The following is a 16,540-nucleotide window of genomic DNA, read 5'->3' as shown; positions in this document are numbered from 1 at the left end:
GTATATAATCGGCATGCGAAAAGACATCAAGAGTTCCTGCCAAAAACGGCTAAGCCGCATCGAGGGTCAGGTCCGCGGTCTCGCCAAAATGGTGGATGAAGATCGCTACTGCATCGATATCGTAACGCAGATCTCCGCAGTTCGTGCCGCACTGCGGCGCGTCGAAGAAGAAGTCCTGAAAGATCACGTATCCCATTGCGTGGAGCACGCGATTGCGAGCGGCGATAAAGCCGATCAGCGCAAGAAGATCGCTGAACTCATGGCGGTTGTCGGGCGAGCGGACCGATGAGGGCAGGCAACGGAACTTTATCACATCGGATGTTCGCGCTTGGCGGGGGAATGGTTTCCTCGTAAGCTTGCCATGATACCGAGTGCTCAAGTTGCGAGACAAAGGGCTAGATGTTCGTGCGTTTGACCAAAGCGAAGCGATTGAGGGCGGGATGGTTGCTCGCCTTGGTCTATTTGCTTTGCGTATCGGCGCCGGGCCTCTCGTTTGCATTGAGCGATGGGTCTCGTGTGGCGCCGTGCCTCACGGACGCGAGCTACGAGTCCGGGATCATTCACGTTCATCAATCCGGCGACAGCACTTCGGAGCACGTTCATAAGGACGGCCACGCCCACGAACGTTCCGGTGGACATAGCCATTTCAGCAAATCGCACAGTCCTGACAGTCAAGCATTGATCGCTGACGAAACACCGGCCCCTGCGAACGATCACCACAAGTCTTCCGGAACGAAATGCTGCGGTATGGTGTGCATCAGTGCATTGCCTGCAGCCCTCGTGGAAATCAGTGACCCCTCTCCTCCGAAGTTGCGTTCTGAGTCCGAGACCTATCGGCATCTCGCCGACAACGCGCCCCCTCGGCATTACCGCCCTCCCATTTTCTGATCTGACGAAATGACGTGGCCGCACCCGCTGAGGGCTCGCGGACCTATGGATCATCGGCAGTTCAGGAAAACATCATGCTTGCGCAGTTTGGGGCGAACTTCGCCGCCGTTCACTCGGTGGTCTGCAAAATCTATCAAAGGAGAAATAGCGGTGCCGTAGCTTTGGCTTTGTTGGCTATCGGCGGCGTGGTGTCGGGGTGCGCGGTCCCACTCGCCGTGAACGGGCAGGATCCGGCTGATCCGAGTGTGAAAGTCGCTCGCGTTGGCTACCGCTCGACGGTTGCTCCGTATGCGAGCTTGCGCCCGACGACGCCGTCCTCCTGGCGTAAGCAGAACGACAGCGTCGCCCCGAAACCGAAGTCCGGGCAATAGGAGCGCACGATGAACCGAACTCTCCAGATCGTACCGTTGGTTGTTGTTGCGAATCCGTTCCGATCGAAGGCGGCGTGTGTGGCCGCGGTTATTTCAATGTTTGCGCTATCAGGATGCGCAACCTTTTCACCCGATGGTGGAATGGCAGTCGTCGCCGATGTTGCGGGTGAGACAATCAAAAAGGATGTTGTGTCTATCCGCAGCGGCGAAGATGCGGAGTGGGCTCGCAGCGCGGTGCAACGGTTGCTTCGCCGCCCATTGACCGTGGACACTGCGGTTCAGGTTGCTCTGCTAAACAACAGAGGTCTTCAAGCCGCCTACAATGAATTGGCGCTGGCGGAAGCTGATTTCGTTCAGGAGAGCCTTCCACCCAATCCAACTTTCTCGATTTCGCGGATTGCGGGCAACGGCGCTGTCGAGATCGAACGTCAGGTCGTGGGCGATATTCTGGCGTTGGCGACGCTTCCGTTCCGCTCCGAGATTGCGCGTCAACGCTTCCAGCAGGCGCAACTGCGAGCCGTGCTTGAAACGCTGAGGCTCGCGGCTGATGTCCGACGGTCATATTATCGAACGGTCGCGGCCAACGAACTCGTTGGCCTGCTCACCGACGCTAAATCGACGGCGGAGTCCACCGCCAAGCTTGCCCAGAAGCTCGGAGAGACCGGTTCACTCAACAAGCTCGATCAAGCCCGCGAGCAAGCGTTCTACGCCGAAACGACAGCGGATCTTGCTTCCACGCGGCAAGAGGCGACCAGTTCGCGCGAACGGCTGGCCCGGCTCATGGGTCTATGGGGAAGCGATCTCGGTTTCCGGCTGCCGGATACCTTGCCGGTGCTTCCGCGACGCCCCTCTGCGCTTCCTTCCATTGAGATGGATGCCGTCAGTCATCGCATTGATCTTCAGATCACCCGGATCCAACTAGATGCGCTGGCCAAATCTCTCAATCTCACGGAAGCCACGCGGTTCGTCACGCTTTTCGATGTAGCGGGAATATCCAGAAAAACCCAGGATCCTGAAGGCGCACCGTTCCGCGAGCGTGGCTTCGATATCCAGTTTCAGATCCCGATCTTCGACGGCGGCGAAGTGCGCGTCCGGCAGGCGACTGCGATTTACAATCAGGCGTTCAATCGCCTGACCGAAAAGGCGGTCAATGTCCGCTCGGAGGCGAGAGACGCATACCGCGTCTACCGCTCGACCTACGACATTGCCGGACAGTATCAGCGTGAAGTGCTGCCGCTGCGCAAGATCATCACCGAAGAAATGCAATTGCGGTTTTCCAGCATGCAGATCGACGTGTTCGCGCTTTTGGTCGAGACACGACAGAGAATCGCGGTGTTGCGGGCCGCCATCGATGCCAAGCGCAATTTCTGGCTGGCGCAATCCGATTTGACGACCGCTATCAACGGTGGCGGCTCTGGAGACACACAAAATGAATCACGCCCGACTACCACCGCCCAAGCGGGCGGGAGTGGCGGCGGCCACTGAAGGAGATGAGCATGCTATCGCGAAGAGGATTTCTCGGAACGGCGGCGCTGGTCAGTGCCAGCGCCGTGAGCGGCCGTGTGCAGGCGGCCAGCATCCCGGAAGCACCGATCATGGACAAGGTGACGATGCAGCCACCGTTACATCCCACGTCCGGTCCCGACTATCGGCCGGTGGTGACACTGAACGGCTGGTCGTTGCCATGGCGCATGAACGGTGACTGGAAGGAGTTTCATCTGGTTGCCGAGCCCGTGGTGCGCGAATTTGCCGAAGGCATGAAGGCTCATCTCTGGGGCTACAACGGCCAATCTCCGGGTCCCACCATTGAGGCCGTAGAAGGCGACAAGCTCCGCATCTTCGTCACCAACAAATTGCCGGAACATACCACCGTGCATTGGCATGGCGTGCTCTTGCCAAGCGGTATGGATGGAGTCGGCGGTCTCAACCAGCCCCACATCAAACCTGGCGAGACTTTCGTCTACGAGTTCCAGATGAAGCATAGCGGGACGTTCATGTACCACCCGCACTCCGATGAAATGGTGCAGATGGCGATGGGCATGATGGGCATGATCGTGGTGCACCCACGTGATCTGTCATTCCGCCCGGTCGACCGCGATTTCGTCTTCATCATGAGCACCTACCTGATCGACCCCGGCACCTATTTGCCGAAGGTCAACGAGATGACCGACTTCAACATGTGGACCTGGAACAGCCGGGTGTTTCCCGGGATCGATCCGCTGCCGGTGCGCCTCAACGATCGCGTGCGCGTTCGGATCGGCAATCTCACCATGACCAATCATCCCATCCATCTTCACGGACATAAGTTCGTCGTGAGTTGCACCGATGGCGGCTGGGTGCCGGAAAGCGCTCAGTATCCGGAGACCACGACCGACGTTCCGGTCGGTGCGGTTCGGGCGTTCGACGTCGTCGCCGACAATCCCGGCGATTGGGCGTTCCACTGCCACAAGTCGCACCACACCATGAACGCGATGGGCCACGACATGCGCAACATGATCGGTGTCTCGAAGAAGGATCTGGCGAAAGCAGTCGGCAAGCTGGCGCCGGACGCCATGGTGATGGGGTCGACCGGGATGGCGATGGGCGAAATGGAAATGCCCGCGCCGGACAACACGCTGCCGATGATGACCGGTTCCGGCCAATTCGGGCCGATCGAAATGGGCGGCATGTTCTCCGTCATGAAGATCCGCGAGGGACTGGGCCGCGACGATTACAAGGATCCCGGTCCCTATGATTATCCGAAGGGTACTGTCGCCTACAAGGTCGACGCGCCACCGGCTGAAGCACCGCGGCAGAACAAGCCGAAAGAGTCGGCCAAGCCGACCGAGATGAAAGCGATGAAGGGAATGAAAGGCATGAAGGGGATGTAGGCGGCAACGGGAAGACTGAAGCGTACGATCAACAAAGGAACCGAAAAATGAAGAAGCATCAAACTGGCATCGCGCTGTTTGCGACGGTGGTCCTGTCCGCATCCGCCTGGGCGGGCGCGGGACCTGCAGGTCACGGTCACGAAGGTTTCTCGGCCGGCGAGCCCGGCGACCTGAAAAAGCCTGCCAGGATTGTTCAAGTAACGATGGGCGAGATGGACGGCAAGATGATGTTCATGCCGGCGAAAGTCGAGGTGAAGAAGGGCGAGCAGATCAAGTTTGTGCTGCGTAACAATGGCGAACTCGACCACGAATTCATCCTCGCCACAACGGCTGACAACCTCAAGCATGGCGAGGCGATGAAAAAGAATCCCGACATGGAGCACGATGATCCGAATGGCAAACGGCTTGCTCCTAAGAAGGCCGACGAGATCGTCTGGAAATTCACCAAGGCCGGCGAGTTCGAATACGGATGTCTGATCCCCGGTCACCGGGAAGCCGGGATGGTCGGCACGATCGTCGTGAAGTAACTCCTCAAGAACAGAGATAGAAATTGAAAGGAAATCCGATGAAGACGCTGAACATTGCAACCACGTTCGCTGTGCTTTTGACATCTACAATCGCCTTTGCGCAGAGCACGATGGTGACCGGTGAGGTGAAGAAGGTCGATGAAGCAGCCGGCAAAATTACCCTGAAACATGGCCCAATCAAGAGTCTCGACATGGACGAAGGAATGACGATGGTCTTCCGCGTGCAGGATCCATCGATGCTCAAGCAGGTCAAGGTGGGCGACAAGGTGCAATTCGAAGCTGAACGGGCGACGGCCGGCATCACAATCACGAAGATGCAGAAGTCCAAGTGATGGAGTGACGGTCCGGTAGCGTTGCGGTTTCGAGCCATCGCGCTGCCGGGCCGATCCGACTGATGCCGATTGATCAATTCGACGGCCGAAACAAGGGAGGTCACGTTTGACCGGAGCCAACGCTGCCGTGGACGAGCGAATGCTCGCATATGACCGCAAGAGTGGAAGGCTGACTGGTGCTGGGTTGATCGACAAGGTCGCGGTCCGCGCGCTGCAGGCCGGGTCGGCTCTCACACGTCCGTTCGGGCATCGCGGTTACGGATTGGGCTGCAAGGCGGTTTCGGCTGTCGCCACGGAATGCGACATCGTGGTCAGGCTAAACGCCGATGCGGTGTTCGCAATGCCTTTCTCCGACAGATATTGGAGCAGGATTCTCGACCGCCGATACGACTACGAAGAAGAAATCGAGGCGTTGCTAACGAGCGCCGCTGGGCTCAAGTACACGCTGATCGATTGTGGCGCAAACTTCGGTTACTGGTCAGTACTCGCGACGAGCAAGCCGTTCGGCTGCCAGCAGGCAATCGCGATAGAGGCATCTCCTGCAAATGCCGCAAGACTCGAAACCAATGCGAGGTTGAACGCCGGCCGCTTCAAGTGCTTAAACGCCGCGATCGGTGCGGCGACGGGTGGATACGCCAGGATCGTCGGTCAGAAGCATGAGGCGTTCGCAGCAATACCCATCGGGTTTCGGGAACGCGAAGCCGTCAGGATGCTGTCGGTGGATGGGTTAGTTGATGAGGGATTCATCGATACCTCCTTGCCGTGTCTGATCAAGTTGGACGTGGAAGGACAAGAGATCGAGGCGCTGGACGGCGCTCGCCGCATTTTAGCCGGCGACAGCGTCGTCATTTGTGAAGATCACGGAGCCGACCGGAATCACAGCGTCACGCGTCATCTCATTCGAAGTACTGACCTGAAGACATTTGCCTTCGATCCAACGAAGTGCCGCTTTTTTGCGGTGACCGCGCCGTCGGATCTCGACAGGATCAAGCGGCATACCTGGGTCGGCTACAACGTCTTCGCGACCTCAAGTCCTCTTTGGCAAGATAGGCTGCTTTCGGCGACGTGGGCTTACCGATGACGAGGTCGGACGGGGGTGGTGGGACCCGAGCATTCGCGGAGAAATCCACCGGGCCCAGACGGTTCGTGATCAGACGGGCGACCGGCGGTGACAGCCGCCAGATAGCGAAGTTGGCCAACCTCGCGGAGGGCGATACGCTTACGTTCATCCTGCGCGGCATCGATCCTGCAGCGGAAGTAATGCCAACGTATCGCGAGATGGTTGCGATGCCGACCGGAATATTCTCGTATCAGAATTGCATGGTTGCCGCGTCGGGCGGCCGGATCGTCGGAATGGCGAACGCATTTCCCGCCCGGCTCATCGAAGGTGAGATCGCGGACGTTGTATTGACCGAGCGTGAGGAGTTGTTGCGGCCGCGCACGGAGCTCAACGACCCCAGCAGCTATCTGCTGAACAACATCGCCGTTCTGCGCAGCCACCGCAGACTAGGTGTGGGTTCCGCACTGCTGGCCGCGGTCGTCGATGAGGCCATGCAGCAGTCGTTTCCCTCCGTGACGTTGCACGTTTGGGCCGACAACACGGAAGCGATCGTGTTCTATCTCGCCGCTGGTTTCAAGGAGGTCCGTCACGCGGAAATTCCCTGGCATCCCGACCTGCCGCACACGGGCGGAAGCCTTCTCATGATGTTGCCGGTCGAAATTGAAAGGGACGAATCGGTGAAGCGGCGGCTTGCGACGGTATCTCAAGACTCGGCGGATGAACGAGCATCGACTTCAGCTTGAGGACATCATGATTGCTCTCCCATACGACTATTTCCTGATCGCATGGTTCGTCATCGCGGCCGCTTCCACGGCCTACGTCGCTTTCGACCAGTTCAACGGGAATCCCGAACCGACCGTGATGAAGTGGGGCTTCATCCTTGTGACCCTGTACATGGGTCCGTTTGGCCTTCTCCTGTACGTACTTGCTGATAAGGAGCCGCGGCCCGGAGAGCATGAGCAGTTCACGTCCCCGCTTTGGAAGCAGGGCATCGGAAGCACCATTCATTGCGTTGCTGGTGATGCCACCGGCATTATTCTCGCAGCGGCCGTGACCGCACTGCTCGGTCTGCCGATGTGGATTGACCTGATCGTCGAGTATGTCGCTGGTTTCTCGTTTGGTCTCTTCATCTTTCAATCGTTGTTCATGAAGAAGATGATGGGCGGTACGTATTGGGAAAACGTGCGTAAAAGCTTCATGCCAGAGTTCATTAGTATGAACGCCATGATGGCAGGCATGGCGCCGACCATGAGCCTGTTGATGATGGGCCGCGACATGCGCGCGATGGACCCGCTCGAGCTGATCTTCTGGGGCGTGATGTCCCTCGGAGTGATGGTCGGGTTCGCGACCGCCTATCCGTTCAACGTTTGGATGGTGAAGAAAAAAATCAAGCACGGCCTGATGACCGCGCGCTCGGATGAGGAATCTGCCGAGATGCGCTCAATGTCCGGAATGAAGTCCGAGATAGTTAAAATGTCGGCTGCGGGCATGAGCCACATGAAGGGACACGAAGACCGTCCGCAGAAACAAACGGCTGCCAACGGCCACAAGTCTCACGGCGGTCATCAAATGACGAGCAATGCGACGACGCCACAGTTGGCTGCGCTCGCCGGTGTAACGACATTCCTCCTGATTTCCGGAATGGTGCTCCCAGGTTTCAAGGTCAATCTAGGTCTGAGCGTACGCGACGTCGGCGGCGCCATTATGCCGCCGGGCATGATCATGACGTTCGATACGCCAGGCGAAGCAATGAAAGACATGTCGGCGGTCAATCCCCGGCAAGTGGTCTATAAGGCGCCTGCCGATGCCCGAGGGGACAACGTTCTTGAGCCGCGCATCGAAAACGGGGTGAAGGTCTTCGATATCGAAGCTTCGATCATACGCTGGAATATTCTTCCGGATGTCTCCGTAGAGGCCTATGCCTACAATCGCCAGGTGCCGGGCCCGCGGATTCAATTGACCGAAGGCGATCACGTCCAGATCAAATTCCGCAACAACCTTCCGGAATCTACGACTGTGCACTGGCACGGTCTGATCGTACCAAACGAGATGGACGGCCCGGCCAAGATAGCCCAGCCGCCCGTGGCGCCGGGCGGGCAATACACCTACGAGTTCACCGTGAGCCAAAGCGGAACCTACTTTTATCACAGCCACGACCACCCCGATCGTCAACAAGGCCTAGGCCTTTACGGCGCGTTGCTGATTGCGCCGAAGGACAGTGCCGCCGATGTAAAAGCCGATCTCGAATACACTATCCAGCTCCAGGAATGGCTCAAGCGCGAATGGCTCACCTATCCCGCGATGCTGATGGAGGGTGGCCTTCCGAACTATTTTACAATCAACGGGAAGTCGTATCCGGAGACAGACACCGTCTTCATGAAGGTTGGGCAAACCATCAAGATTCGCTTCATCGGCACCAACAACAACTTCGTTCACCCTATGCATGTTCATGGCGGGCCTTTCCAGGTAGTGGCCCGCGACGGAGAGACGTTGGCAGAAAACCAGCGGTTTCTTGCCGATACGGTGAACGTCGGACCAGGACAGCGATACGACGTGGTTTGGACAGCGCGCAAACCCGGGAAATGGCTGGTGCACTGTCATATCCCGCATCACACCACCAACAACAATGTCGAGCAGAAAGGAGCGGGCGGCCTGACACTAGTTCTCAACGTGCAATAAGGGGCAGCCATCAAACCCAGGAGAGCTCAATGAATCATATGAGCAAAGAAATGCAAAGCTGCATCGATGAATGTCTGCGCTGCTACCAAGTATGTCTAGGAACAGCCATGACCCATTGTCTGGAAACTGGGGGCAAACATGTCGAACCCCAGCACTTCAGGCTTATGATGGCCTGCGCCGAGATCTGCCGCACGGCCGCTCATTTCATATTGCTAAATACGCCTCACCACAAGCACGTCTGCGGCGAGTGCGCGGGAATTTGCACCGAGTGTGCGAAGGACTGCGAACGCATCGGCGGCATGGACGATTGCGTCAAGGCCTGCAAGCAGTGCGCGGAAAGCTGCTGCGCCATGGCAGGCTAGATGAGCTGACAATCGATCAGGCGCTAGATCGATGTCTAGCGTCTGATCGGGCTATCGTTCGAGACGAAGTGCCTTTCCCCGGTCGGGTCGTCACAAACGTAAACGTCCTCGCCTTTCTGAAACCGTCGCCAAGAGTTTTCATGACAATTCGTGCTTTCCTTCCTGCCAAAGGCCGTGATCTCCGCCTCGATCTTTTCCGCGGCCTTGCGAACTGGGCAATCTTTCTCGATCACGTCCCGAATAACGCGGTCGCGTGGCTCACGACCAGAAATTATGGCTTCAGCGACGCAGCGGATATCTTCGTCTTCATTTCCGGCTATACGGCCGCGTTTGTCTACGCCAAGAGCATGCTCGTCCAAGGCTTCGTTGCAGGAACCGCTCGACTATTAAAACGCGTTTGGCAATTATATATCGCGCACGTGCTGCTGTTCGTTTTCTATATCGCGGCAATCGGCTGGGTCGCGGAAGCCTACAACCATTCTCACCTTGTGGATGAGTTCAACGTTGCAGGGGTGATCGACCGTCCGATGCTGACCTTAATGCAAGGCCTGCTGCTCAAATTCAAGCCGCTGAATCTCGACGTTCTCCCGCTCTATATCGTTCTGATGGCAGCATTTCCGCTGGTCTTGTGGCTGATGCTTCGGCGGCCAGACCTTGCAATCGCGAGCGCGCTCGTCCTCTATTTCGCTGCACGCCAATTCGGGTGGAATCTTCCCGCCTACCCATCGGGTGTTTGGTATTTCAACCCGTTCACATGGCAACTCCTCTTCGTGCTTGGGGCCTGGAGTGCGCTCGGTGGAGCATCGCGGCTGCAGAGGTTCATTCGCTCGCCCGCGATCGTATCGATCTGTTTCGTTTATCTGGGGTTTGCGCTGCTTATGACGGTTGCAGGTTATGTCGGGCCGCTGGGAAAACTAATCCCTGAGGGGCTGTTGGGCGCGTTCAATCCTAGCGACAAGACAAACCTCGCGCCATATCGGGTTCTGCACTTCGTTGCCTTGGCCGTGTTGGTCGTTCGGTTTCTCCCCTTCGGTTGGCCCGGGTTGACCTCGCGCTGGCTTCGCCCACTGATCATCTGCGGTCAGCGTTCATTGGAAGTGTTCTGCGTCGGAGTGTTTCTCTCCTTCGTCGGTCATTTCCTTCTCGAACTGGTCTCCGACTCGCTTCTCGCGCAGATCATCGTGAGTGTGTCTGGGATCGCGCTCATGACGGCCGTCGCCTACTACCGATCGTGGTCCAAGGATCTGGACAAGCAACCCGCGGCGTCCAAATCCAGTTCGGAATCGGTTTCGACATCGGTCAGTTAGAAGTTTGTTTGGAGGAAGAAATGTTTGGAGTAGTCTCGATGACCAACGAAGTACGGACCTCGCGACATGAATAACTCAGGAAAATATCCGGGCTTTTTGACTCGCAGAAGCGTTTTGGGACTAACAGCCGCGCTACTGGCTTTCCCGGACGGCGCTACCTCTGCTGCGGAATCCGTTGTCTTGGTTCATAAGGATCCAGATTGCGGTTGCTGCTCGGGTTGGGTGCGCCATCTCAAGGAAGCTGGTTTCAGCGTGACGATCAGGGAAACGGCGGATCTTCATGCAGTCCGGAAACGCCTTCGCGTACCTGCCGACCTCGCGGCGTGTCATACGGCGGAGGCGGATGGATACGTCATTGAAGGTCATGTCCCCGCCGCGGCCGTGCGACGACTATTGAAGGAACGTCCGAACGCGGTCGGATTGGCGGTTCCCGGCATGCCTTTGGGATCACCGGGGATGGAGGGCAGCCGGGTCGATCCCTATAACGTCGTTCTCTTCGACGCCACCAGCCGGCGAACGTACATGCGGTTCATCGGCGGCGATATCGCTGGTTGAGACTGATCTTTTAACCATGTCGCAGGTAACTGTGATCTGATCGTTTTCTGCTTATGGCGGATTTGTGATGTGATCTGCCTTCCCAAGTCCATGATCCTATGGGATGTTGGGCTATGAATTTTTGTCGATTCATCAGCCGTTTGCTCGCGATCTTTGCGATTGCCGGGCTTGTTGCTTCGCCGCTGGTCACGCCCGCGGTCGCGAAGCCGCTGTCGGCTGCCGAGATGAGCGATATGTCGGCAATGTCCGCCGACATGCCTTGCTGTCCGGAGACACAAAAGAGCAACGGCTGCCAGGATTGTCCGCTTCGTGCGATGTGCGCGTTGGGCGTTGCACAGGCGCAACCTCCTCTGGCAACCGGAATCCCGGCGCGTCTGCCAGTACACCGGCCGCTCACGGCTTTCGACGATCGGATCGCCGATGGCCTCGACGGTTCTCCGCCGGATCACCCCCCTCGAAACCTGGTCTGACCGGCGCTTAAGCGCCGATTGCTGCCGCGCCGACGCAAGTTCGCGCGGATGACGCATGCCGCCTTGCGGCAGACCCAGGACAATCGAGGACTACGAACATGAAGACGTTTAACTTCGCGCAGGCCTTCCAGGCTGCGCTGATCGCTGCCGCAATCGGTGGTACAAGCACGGCCGCTCTGGCGGACATCAAGGACTACAAATTCGAGCTGGTCGATCAGACCATCCAGGCCGGGCCCGACAAGGTCATCACCGTCCGACTGATGAACACGAAGACCGGCAAGCCGGTGCCTGACGCCGTCATCTTCGCGACCCGTCTCGACATGGCTCCGGACGGCATGCAGGAGATGGCAACCAAGATCGCGCCGATGCCGGGCGCGGAGCCGGGCAGTTACAAGTTCAAGGCGACGTTCGGGATGGCGGGCCGCTGGCAGCTTTCGCTCGGCGCCAAGGTTCAGGGCGAGACCGGCACCGTCGAGAACAAGCTCGTCATCACGGCGCAGAAATGACCCGCGCCGTTCTCACAAGCGCTGCCGCCGCGTTGATCGCGGCGGCAGGCATTGGATACGTCGCCGGCACGCAGCGGCCGCCGGCGCGCGCCTTCGCCATGGTTACTCCCGCAAGGGCGGAAGGAAATTCCGCCCCGATCTATTTTCAGGATCCGGACGGCAAGCCTGCATATTCGCTGACGCCGAGGAAGACCGGGGATGGCCGCGACTATCGTGCTGTTCCGGCGGGCGCCGACGTCAATTTTAACGAGGCAGCTCCGGACACATTGCCACCAGCCACAACATCCGCCGGCGGGACTACGGAGCGTAGAATCAAATACTACCGCAATCCCATGGGGCTGCCGGACACGTCGCCAACACCGAAAAAAGATTCGATGGGGATGGATTATATCCCGGTCTATGAGGGCGAGGACAGCGACGACGGATCGGTGAAGCTTTCGCCAGGGAAGATCCAACGTACCGGCGTCAGCTCCGAACCCGCCACATCGCGCGTCATTCGAACCCTCATTCGTGCGCCAGGCACGATCCAACTCGACGAGCGCCGGATCTCCGTCATTTCGATGCGAGCGGAAAGCTGGGTGCAGAAAGTCGCGAACGTCACCACCGGCAGCAAAGTTAGCAAAGGTCAGCCGCTGATGGAAATTTACAGTCCGTCCGTGGCATCGGCGGCCGCCGAATACATAGCCACCATCACGTCGAAAGGGACGAGCGGCGTCGCCGTGTATGGTCGCGGCTCGCGTCAGCGGCTGATGAACCTTGACGTTCCCGACACGGCAATTGCCGCCATGGAGAAGAGCGGTACCGTTCCGATCACCATCGACTGGTCGGCTCCGCGCGACGGCATTGTGCTCGAACGCAATGCCATCGAAGGCATGCGCGCGCAGCCCGGCGATGTGTTGTTCCGGGTCGCCGACACGTCTGTCGTGTGGGCCATGGTCGATGTTGCCGAGCGCGATCTCGGCGCAATCGCCATCGGGCAACCGGTGACGGTGAGGGCACGCAGTTTTCCTGGTCGCGAGTTCACCGGGAAGATCTCGGTGGTCTACCCGCAGGTGAACAGGGAAACACGAACCGCCCGGGTGCGGATCGAATTGGCCAATCCGGATGGCGCTCTGCTTCCCGATATGTATGTCGATGCGAATATCGATATTGGCAGCTCGCAGCCTGTGCTTACCGTACCTGAAAGCGCCGTTCTGGATACCGGCAATCGTCAGGCGGTATTCGTCGAGAAAGGACAGGGGCGCTTCGAGCCGCGCGAGGTGAAACTCGGCCATCGCGGCGACGGCTATGTCGAAATCCGACAGGGCCTCACGGAGGGCGATCCCGTCGTCGTCTCGGCCAACTTCCTGATCGATGCGGAAAGCAATCTGAAGGCCGCCCTTAAAGGGTTTTCGAACGCGGGAGGCCAGCAATGATCGCCCGCGTCATCAGTTGGTCGGCTCGCAACCTGCTGTTGGTCCTGTTCGGCACCGGCTTTGCCGCAGCCGCGGGCATCTACGCACTGGTCCATCTGCCGCTCGATGCGATTCCGGATCTCTCCGATACCCAGGTGATCGTCTACACCGAATATCCCGGCCAGGCGCCGCAAGTGATCGAAGACCAGGTCACGTATCCGCTGACGACCGCGATGCTGACCGTGCCCCGATCCAAAGTCGTGCGCGGCTTCTCGTTCTTCGGGGTTTCGTTCGTTTACGTCATCTTCGAGGATGGCACTGACATTTACTGGGCTCGCTCGCGGGTGCTCGAATTCCTCAACGGCGCGGCCTCGCGGTTGCCCGCCGGCGTAAGCCCGACGATCGGTCCCGACGCTACAGGCGTGGGCTGGGTCTACCAGTACGCAGTGGTATCGAAAGCGCTGAACCTCGCCGACACGCGGACCATCCAGGACTGGAATCTGAAATTCGCGCTGGCCAAGGCCGAAGGCGTCGCCGAAGTGGCGAGCGTCGGCGGCTTCGTCAAGCAGTACAACGTCATCCTTGATCCGCAGCGCATGCGCGATCTCGGCATCTCCATGCAGAAGATGCGCGATGCGATTCGCGCCAGCAACGCCGATGTCGGCGGCCGCACCGTCGAGCTCTCCGAGTTCGAATACGTCATCCGCGGCAAAGGTTATCTTAAAGGCATCAACGACCTCGGCAACATCGTGCTGAAGACCAGCAACGGCACGCCGGTTCTGCTGCGCGATGTTGCCCGCGTCGAGCTTGGTCCGGACGAGCGCCGAGGCATCACAGAGCTCAACGGCGAGGGAGAGGTTGCCAGCGGCATCGTGCTGCAGCGGTTCGGCGTTAATGCGCTTGATGTGATCGAGAATGTGAAGAAGCGCTTCAAGGAGATCGCCAGCAGCCTGCCGAAATCCGTCGAGATCGTCCCGGTTTATGACCGCTCCAACCTGATCAACGCGGCCATCGCTACGCTCAAGCACACGTTGCTCGAGGAAAGTGTGGTCGTCGCCTTGGTCTGCATCGTCTTCTTGCTGCATGTCCGCAGCGCTCTCGTCGCCATCCTGATGCTGCCGGTCGGCGTGCTGATGGCGTTCGGTGCGATGAAGCTGCTCGGGCTGGGGTCCAATATCATGAGTCTGGGCGGCATCGCGATTGCGATCGGCGCCATGGTCGATGCAGCGATCGTTATGATCGAGAATGCACACAAGCATCTGGAGCGGGCTGAACCCGAACGGTCAAGGGTCGACATACTGATAAAGGCAGCGTCCGAGGTCGGGCCGGCGCTGTTCTTTAGCCTGCTGATCATCACCGTGTCGTTCATGCCGATCTTCACGCTGGAATCGCAGGAAGGCCGGCTGTTCAGCCCCTTGGCGTTCACGAAGACCTTTTCAATGGCGGCGGCAGCGTTGCTGTCGGTAACGCTGGTGCCGGCGCTGATGATCATCTTCGTGCGCGGCAGAATCGTGCCCGAGCACAAGAACCCGATCAATCGCTTCCTGATCTGGATTTATCGGCCGGTGATCAAGGCCGTGATGCGTGCCAAGGCACTGGTGATCCTTATCGCGCTGGCAATTGTTGTGGTGACAGTGTGGCCGGCGCGTCAGCTCGGCACCGAGTTCATGCCCAACCTCAACGAAGGCACGCTGCTCTACATGCCCACCACGCTACCGGGAATTTCGGTGACCAAAGCGGGTGAACTGCTGCAGATGCAGGATAGGATCATCCGGTCGTTCCCGGAAGTGGCGTCAGTCTACGGCAAGGCCGGCAGGGCTTTGACGGCGACCGATCCGGCACCGTCCGAAATGTTCGAGACCATCGTCAACCTGAAGCCGAAGGAAGAGTGGCGGCCCGGCATCACGGTCGACAGTCTGATCGCAGAGATGGACAAGGCGTTGCAATTCCCCGGCGTCTCGAATGCCTGGACCATGCCGATCAAGGCGCGCATCGACATGCTATCGACCGGAATTCGCACGCCGGTTGGGGTCAAAGTGATCGGCACAGATCTGGTCGAGATCGACAAACTGGCCAAGCAGATCGAGCAGGTTCTAAAGGCTGTGCCGGGAACATCGTCGGCGTATGCCGAGCGGGGTATCGGCGGCTACTATCTCGACGTGACACCGGACCGGGCGGCCTTGGCGCGCTACGGCATCATGGTCCAGGACGTTCAGGATGTGATTGCGACCGCACTCGGCGGCCAGACGGTGACCACGACAGTGGAGGGCCGGCAGCGCTTCAGCGTCAACATGCGTTACCCCCGGGACCTGCGCGAGAATCCGCAGGCCATCGCCAACGACGTCCTGGTTCCGATGCCGGCGGGAGGTGCAGTGCCGCTTGGGGAGGTCGCCAAGATCGAACCGGCGCGAGGGCCGACATCGATCCGCACCGAGAATGGACAGTTGGCGACTTACATCTACGTCGACATCCGTGACCGCGATCTCGGCAGTTATGTTGCCGACGCGCGGCAGGCGGTGCAGGCCAGTATTCAATTTCCGGCGGGATACTATGTGGTCTGGAGCGGTCAGTACGAATATCTCGAACGCGCAACGGCGCGCCTGAAGATCGTCGTCCCGGTGACGCTGCTGATCATCTTTCTGCTGCTGTACCTCAACTTCCGTTCCATCGCCGAGACCGTGATCGTGATGCTGTCGCTGCCGTTCGCCTTGGTCGGCGGCATCTGGCTGATGTGGGCGCTAGGCTTCAACCTGTCCGTTGCAGTCGCGGTCGGTTTCATCGCGTTGGCGGGTGTTGCGGCTGAGACTGGCGTCGTTATGCTGATCTACCTCAACCAAGCCCTTGCCGAGATCAAGGCGCAGCGTGACGCCGAAAAGCGAACACTGACCCGTCACGACCTCTACGACGCCATCATGGAAGGCGCGGTGGAGCGGGTGCGGCCGAAGATGATGACGGTCGTGGCCATCATGGCGGGACTGCTGCCGATCATGTGGAGCACTGGTACCGGGTCCGAGATCATGCAGCGCATCGCGGTGCCGATGATCGGCGGCATGATTTCGTCGACACTGCTGACGCTGATCGTGATTCCCGCGATCTATGGATTGATCAAAGGCTTCCGTTTGCCGCCCAATGATCACGAAAACGATCATTCGCCATCGCGGGCCATCAAGCCGGCCAAGGAAGACTCGCGACTTGTTTCGGAACCCGCCGAGTGAGGTG

At 58.9% G+C, this 16,540-nt stretch carries 16 protein-coding genes; all 16 read left to right on the top strand.

Annotated features, from left to right (window positions below; all coding sequences use genetic code 11):
• The first annotated feature begins 13 nt into the window (after positions 1–13).
• The 16 genes from AC1RM7_RS18535 (at position 14) to AC1RM7_RS18460 (ending at position 16,536) form a co-directional block, all read left to right on the top strand.
• Complete coding sequence (locus tag AC1RM7_RS18535) at positions 14–289, top strand: metal-sensitive transcriptional regulator (protein ID WP_492838886.1); 276 nt, start codon at positions 14–16, stop codon at positions 287–289.
• Between the two features lie 673 nt (positions 290–962).
• Positions 963–1,259, top strand: coding sequence for a hypothetical protein (locus AC1RM7_RS18530; protein ID WP_492838887.1), 297 nt, complete (start codon positions 963–965; stop codon positions 1,257–1,259).
• Between the two features lie 96 nt (positions 1,260–1,355).
• The gene (locus AC1RM7_RS18525) at positions 1,356–2,744 is read left to right on the top strand and encodes a TolC family protein (protein ID WP_492839316.1); all 1,389 of its coding nucleotides are present in this window, start codon (positions 1,356–1,358) and stop codon (positions 2,742–2,744) included.
• 11 nt (positions 2,745–2,755) lie between these two features.
• On the top strand, positions 2,756–4,129 hold the full coding sequence (locus tag AC1RM7_RS18520; RefSeq protein WP_492838889.1) for a multicopper oxidase family protein: 1,374 nt from the start codon (positions 2,756–2,758) through the stop codon (positions 4,127–4,129).
• Positions 4,130–4,176: 47 nt separating this feature from the next.
• Positions 4,177–4,656: a cupredoxin domain-containing protein gene (locus AC1RM7_RS18515; protein WP_492838891.1), complete on the top strand. Its 480-nt coding sequence runs from the start codon at positions 4,177–4,179 to the stop codon at positions 4,654–4,656.
• A gap of 38 nt (positions 4,657–4,694) precedes the next feature.
• Positions 4,695–4,988, top strand: coding sequence for a copper-binding protein (locus tag AC1RM7_RS18510; protein WP_492838893.1), 294 nt, complete (start codon positions 4,695–4,697; stop codon positions 4,986–4,988).
• Between the two features lie 106 nt (positions 4,989–5,094).
• Positions 5,095–6,069 carry an FkbM family methyltransferase gene (locus tag AC1RM7_RS18505; RefSeq protein ID WP_492838895.1) on the top strand — a complete coding sequence of 325 codons (975 nt, stop codon included), beginning with the start codon at positions 5,095–5,097 and terminating at the stop codon, positions 6,067–6,069.
• 239 nt (positions 6,070–6,308) lie between these two features.
• On the top strand, positions 6,309–6,791 hold the full coding sequence (locus AC1RM7_RS18500) for a GNAT family N-acetyltransferase (RefSeq protein ID WP_492838897.1): 483 nt from the start codon (positions 6,309–6,311) through the stop codon (positions 6,789–6,791).
• Positions 6,792–6,798: 7 nt separating this feature from the next.
• Positions 6,799–8,727 carry a DUF4396 domain-containing protein gene (locus AC1RM7_RS18495; protein ID WP_492839318.1) on the top strand — a complete coding sequence of 643 codons (1,929 nt, stop codon included), beginning with the start codon at positions 6,799–6,801 and terminating at the stop codon, positions 8,725–8,727.
• Between the two features lie 29 nt (positions 8,728–8,756).
• On the top strand, positions 8,757–9,089 hold the full coding sequence (locus AC1RM7_RS18490; RefSeq protein ID WP_492838899.1) for a four-helix bundle copper-binding protein: 333 nt from the start codon (positions 8,757–8,759) through the stop codon (positions 9,087–9,089).
• Positions 9,090–9,229: 140 nt separating this feature from the next.
• The gene (locus AC1RM7_RS18485) at positions 9,230–10,396 is read left to right on the top strand and encodes an OpgC domain-containing protein (RefSeq protein WP_492838901.1); all 1,167 of its coding nucleotides are present in this window, start codon (positions 9,230–9,232) and stop codon (positions 10,394–10,396) included.
• Positions 10,397–10,462: 66 nt separating this feature from the next.
• Positions 10,463–10,951 (top strand): DUF411 domain-containing protein, encoded by a 489-nt coding sequence (locus AC1RM7_RS18480; RefSeq protein WP_029659695.1) that lies wholly within the window; start codon positions 10,463–10,465, stop codon positions 10,949–10,951.
• A 113-nt stretch (positions 10,952–11,064) separates the two neighbouring features.
• The gene (locus tag AC1RM7_RS18475) at positions 11,065–11,421 is read left to right on the top strand and encodes a hypothetical protein (RefSeq protein WP_024575757.1); all 357 of its coding nucleotides are present in this window, start codon (positions 11,065–11,067) and stop codon (positions 11,419–11,421) included.
• A gap of 98 nt (positions 11,422–11,519) precedes the next feature.
• Complete coding sequence (locus tag AC1RM7_RS18470; RefSeq protein WP_002714858.1) at positions 11,520–11,927, top strand: FixH family protein; 408 nt, start codon at positions 11,520–11,522, stop codon at positions 11,925–11,927.
• Positions 11,924–13,342: an efflux RND transporter periplasmic adaptor subunit gene (locus tag AC1RM7_RS18465; RefSeq protein ID WP_024575758.1), complete on the top strand. Its 1,419-nt coding sequence runs from the start codon at positions 11,924–11,926 to the stop codon at positions 13,340–13,342. The genes AC1RM7_RS18470 and AC1RM7_RS18465 overlap by 4 nt, the downstream gene beginning before the upstream one ends.
• Complete coding sequence (locus tag AC1RM7_RS18460; protein ID WP_425991750.1) at positions 13,339–16,536, top strand: efflux RND transporter permease subunit; 3,198 nt, start codon at positions 13,339–13,341, stop codon at positions 16,534–16,536. The genes AC1RM7_RS18465 and AC1RM7_RS18460 overlap by 4 nt, the downstream gene beginning before the upstream one ends.
• Positions 16,537–16,540 lie beyond the last annotated feature (4 nt).

The organism is Afipia sp. GW822-FHT03D08 (assembly GCF_058801645.1).
Note: the sequence above shows the minus strand (reverse complement) of the source record. Positions and strands in the feature narration are given on the sequence as shown.

Bases quoted from the DNA above. Each gene is read 5' to 3' on its own strand.
- AC1RM7_RS18495 (WP_492839318.1), top strand. From the start codon at position 6,799: ATGATTGCTCTCCCATACGACTATTTCCTGATCGCATGGTTCGTCATC.
- AC1RM7_RS18470 (WP_002714858.1), top strand. From the start codon at position 11,520: ATGAAGACGTTTAACTTCGCGCAGGCCTTCCAGGCTGCGCTGATCGCT.
- AC1RM7_RS18500 (WP_492838897.1), top strand. From the start codon at position 6,309: ATGGTTGCCGCGTCGGGCGGCCGGATCGTCGGAATGGCGAACGCATTT.
- AC1RM7_RS18490 (WP_492838899.1), top strand. From the start codon at position 8,757: ATGAATCATATGAGCAAAGAAATGCAAAGCTGCATCGATGAATGTCTG.
- AC1RM7_RS18525 (WP_492839316.1), top strand. From the start codon at position 1,356: ATGTTTGCGCTATCAGGATGCGCAACCTTTTCACCCGATGGTGGAATG.
- AC1RM7_RS18460 (WP_425991750.1), top strand. From the start codon at position 13,339: ATGATCGCCCGCGTCATCAGTTGGTCGGCTCGCAACCTGCTGTTGGTC.
- AC1RM7_RS18520 (WP_492838889.1), top strand. From the start codon at position 2,756: ATGCTATCGCGAAGAGGATTTCTCGGAACGGCGGCGCTGGTCAGTGCC.
- AC1RM7_RS18535 (WP_492838886.1), top strand. From the start codon at position 14: ATGCGAAAAGACATCAAGAGTTCCTGCCAAAAACGGCTAAGCCGCATC.
- AC1RM7_RS18515 (WP_492838891.1), top strand. From the start codon at position 4,177: ATGAAGAAGCATCAAACTGGCATCGCGCTGTTTGCGACGGTGGTCCTG.
- AC1RM7_RS18485 (WP_492838901.1), top strand. From the start codon at position 9,230: ATGACAATTCGTGCTTTCCTTCCTGCCAAAGGCCGTGATCTCCGCCTC.
- AC1RM7_RS18480 (WP_029659695.1), top strand. From the start codon at position 10,463: ATGAATAACTCAGGAAAATATCCGGGCTTTTTGACTCGCAGAAGCGTT.
- AC1RM7_RS18475 (WP_024575757.1), top strand. From the start codon at position 11,065: ATGAATTTTTGTCGATTCATCAGCCGTTTGCTCGCGATCTTTGCGATT.
- AC1RM7_RS18530 (WP_492838887.1), top strand. From the start codon at position 963: ATGCTTGCGCAGTTTGGGGCGAACTTCGCCGCCGTTCACTCGGTGGTC.
- AC1RM7_RS18510 (WP_492838893.1), top strand. From the start codon at position 4,695: ATGAAGACGCTGAACATTGCAACCACGTTCGCTGTGCTTTTGACATCT.
- AC1RM7_RS18465 (WP_024575758.1), top strand. From the start codon at position 11,924: ATGACCCGCGCCGTTCTCACAAGCGCTGCCGCCGCGTTGATCGCGGCG.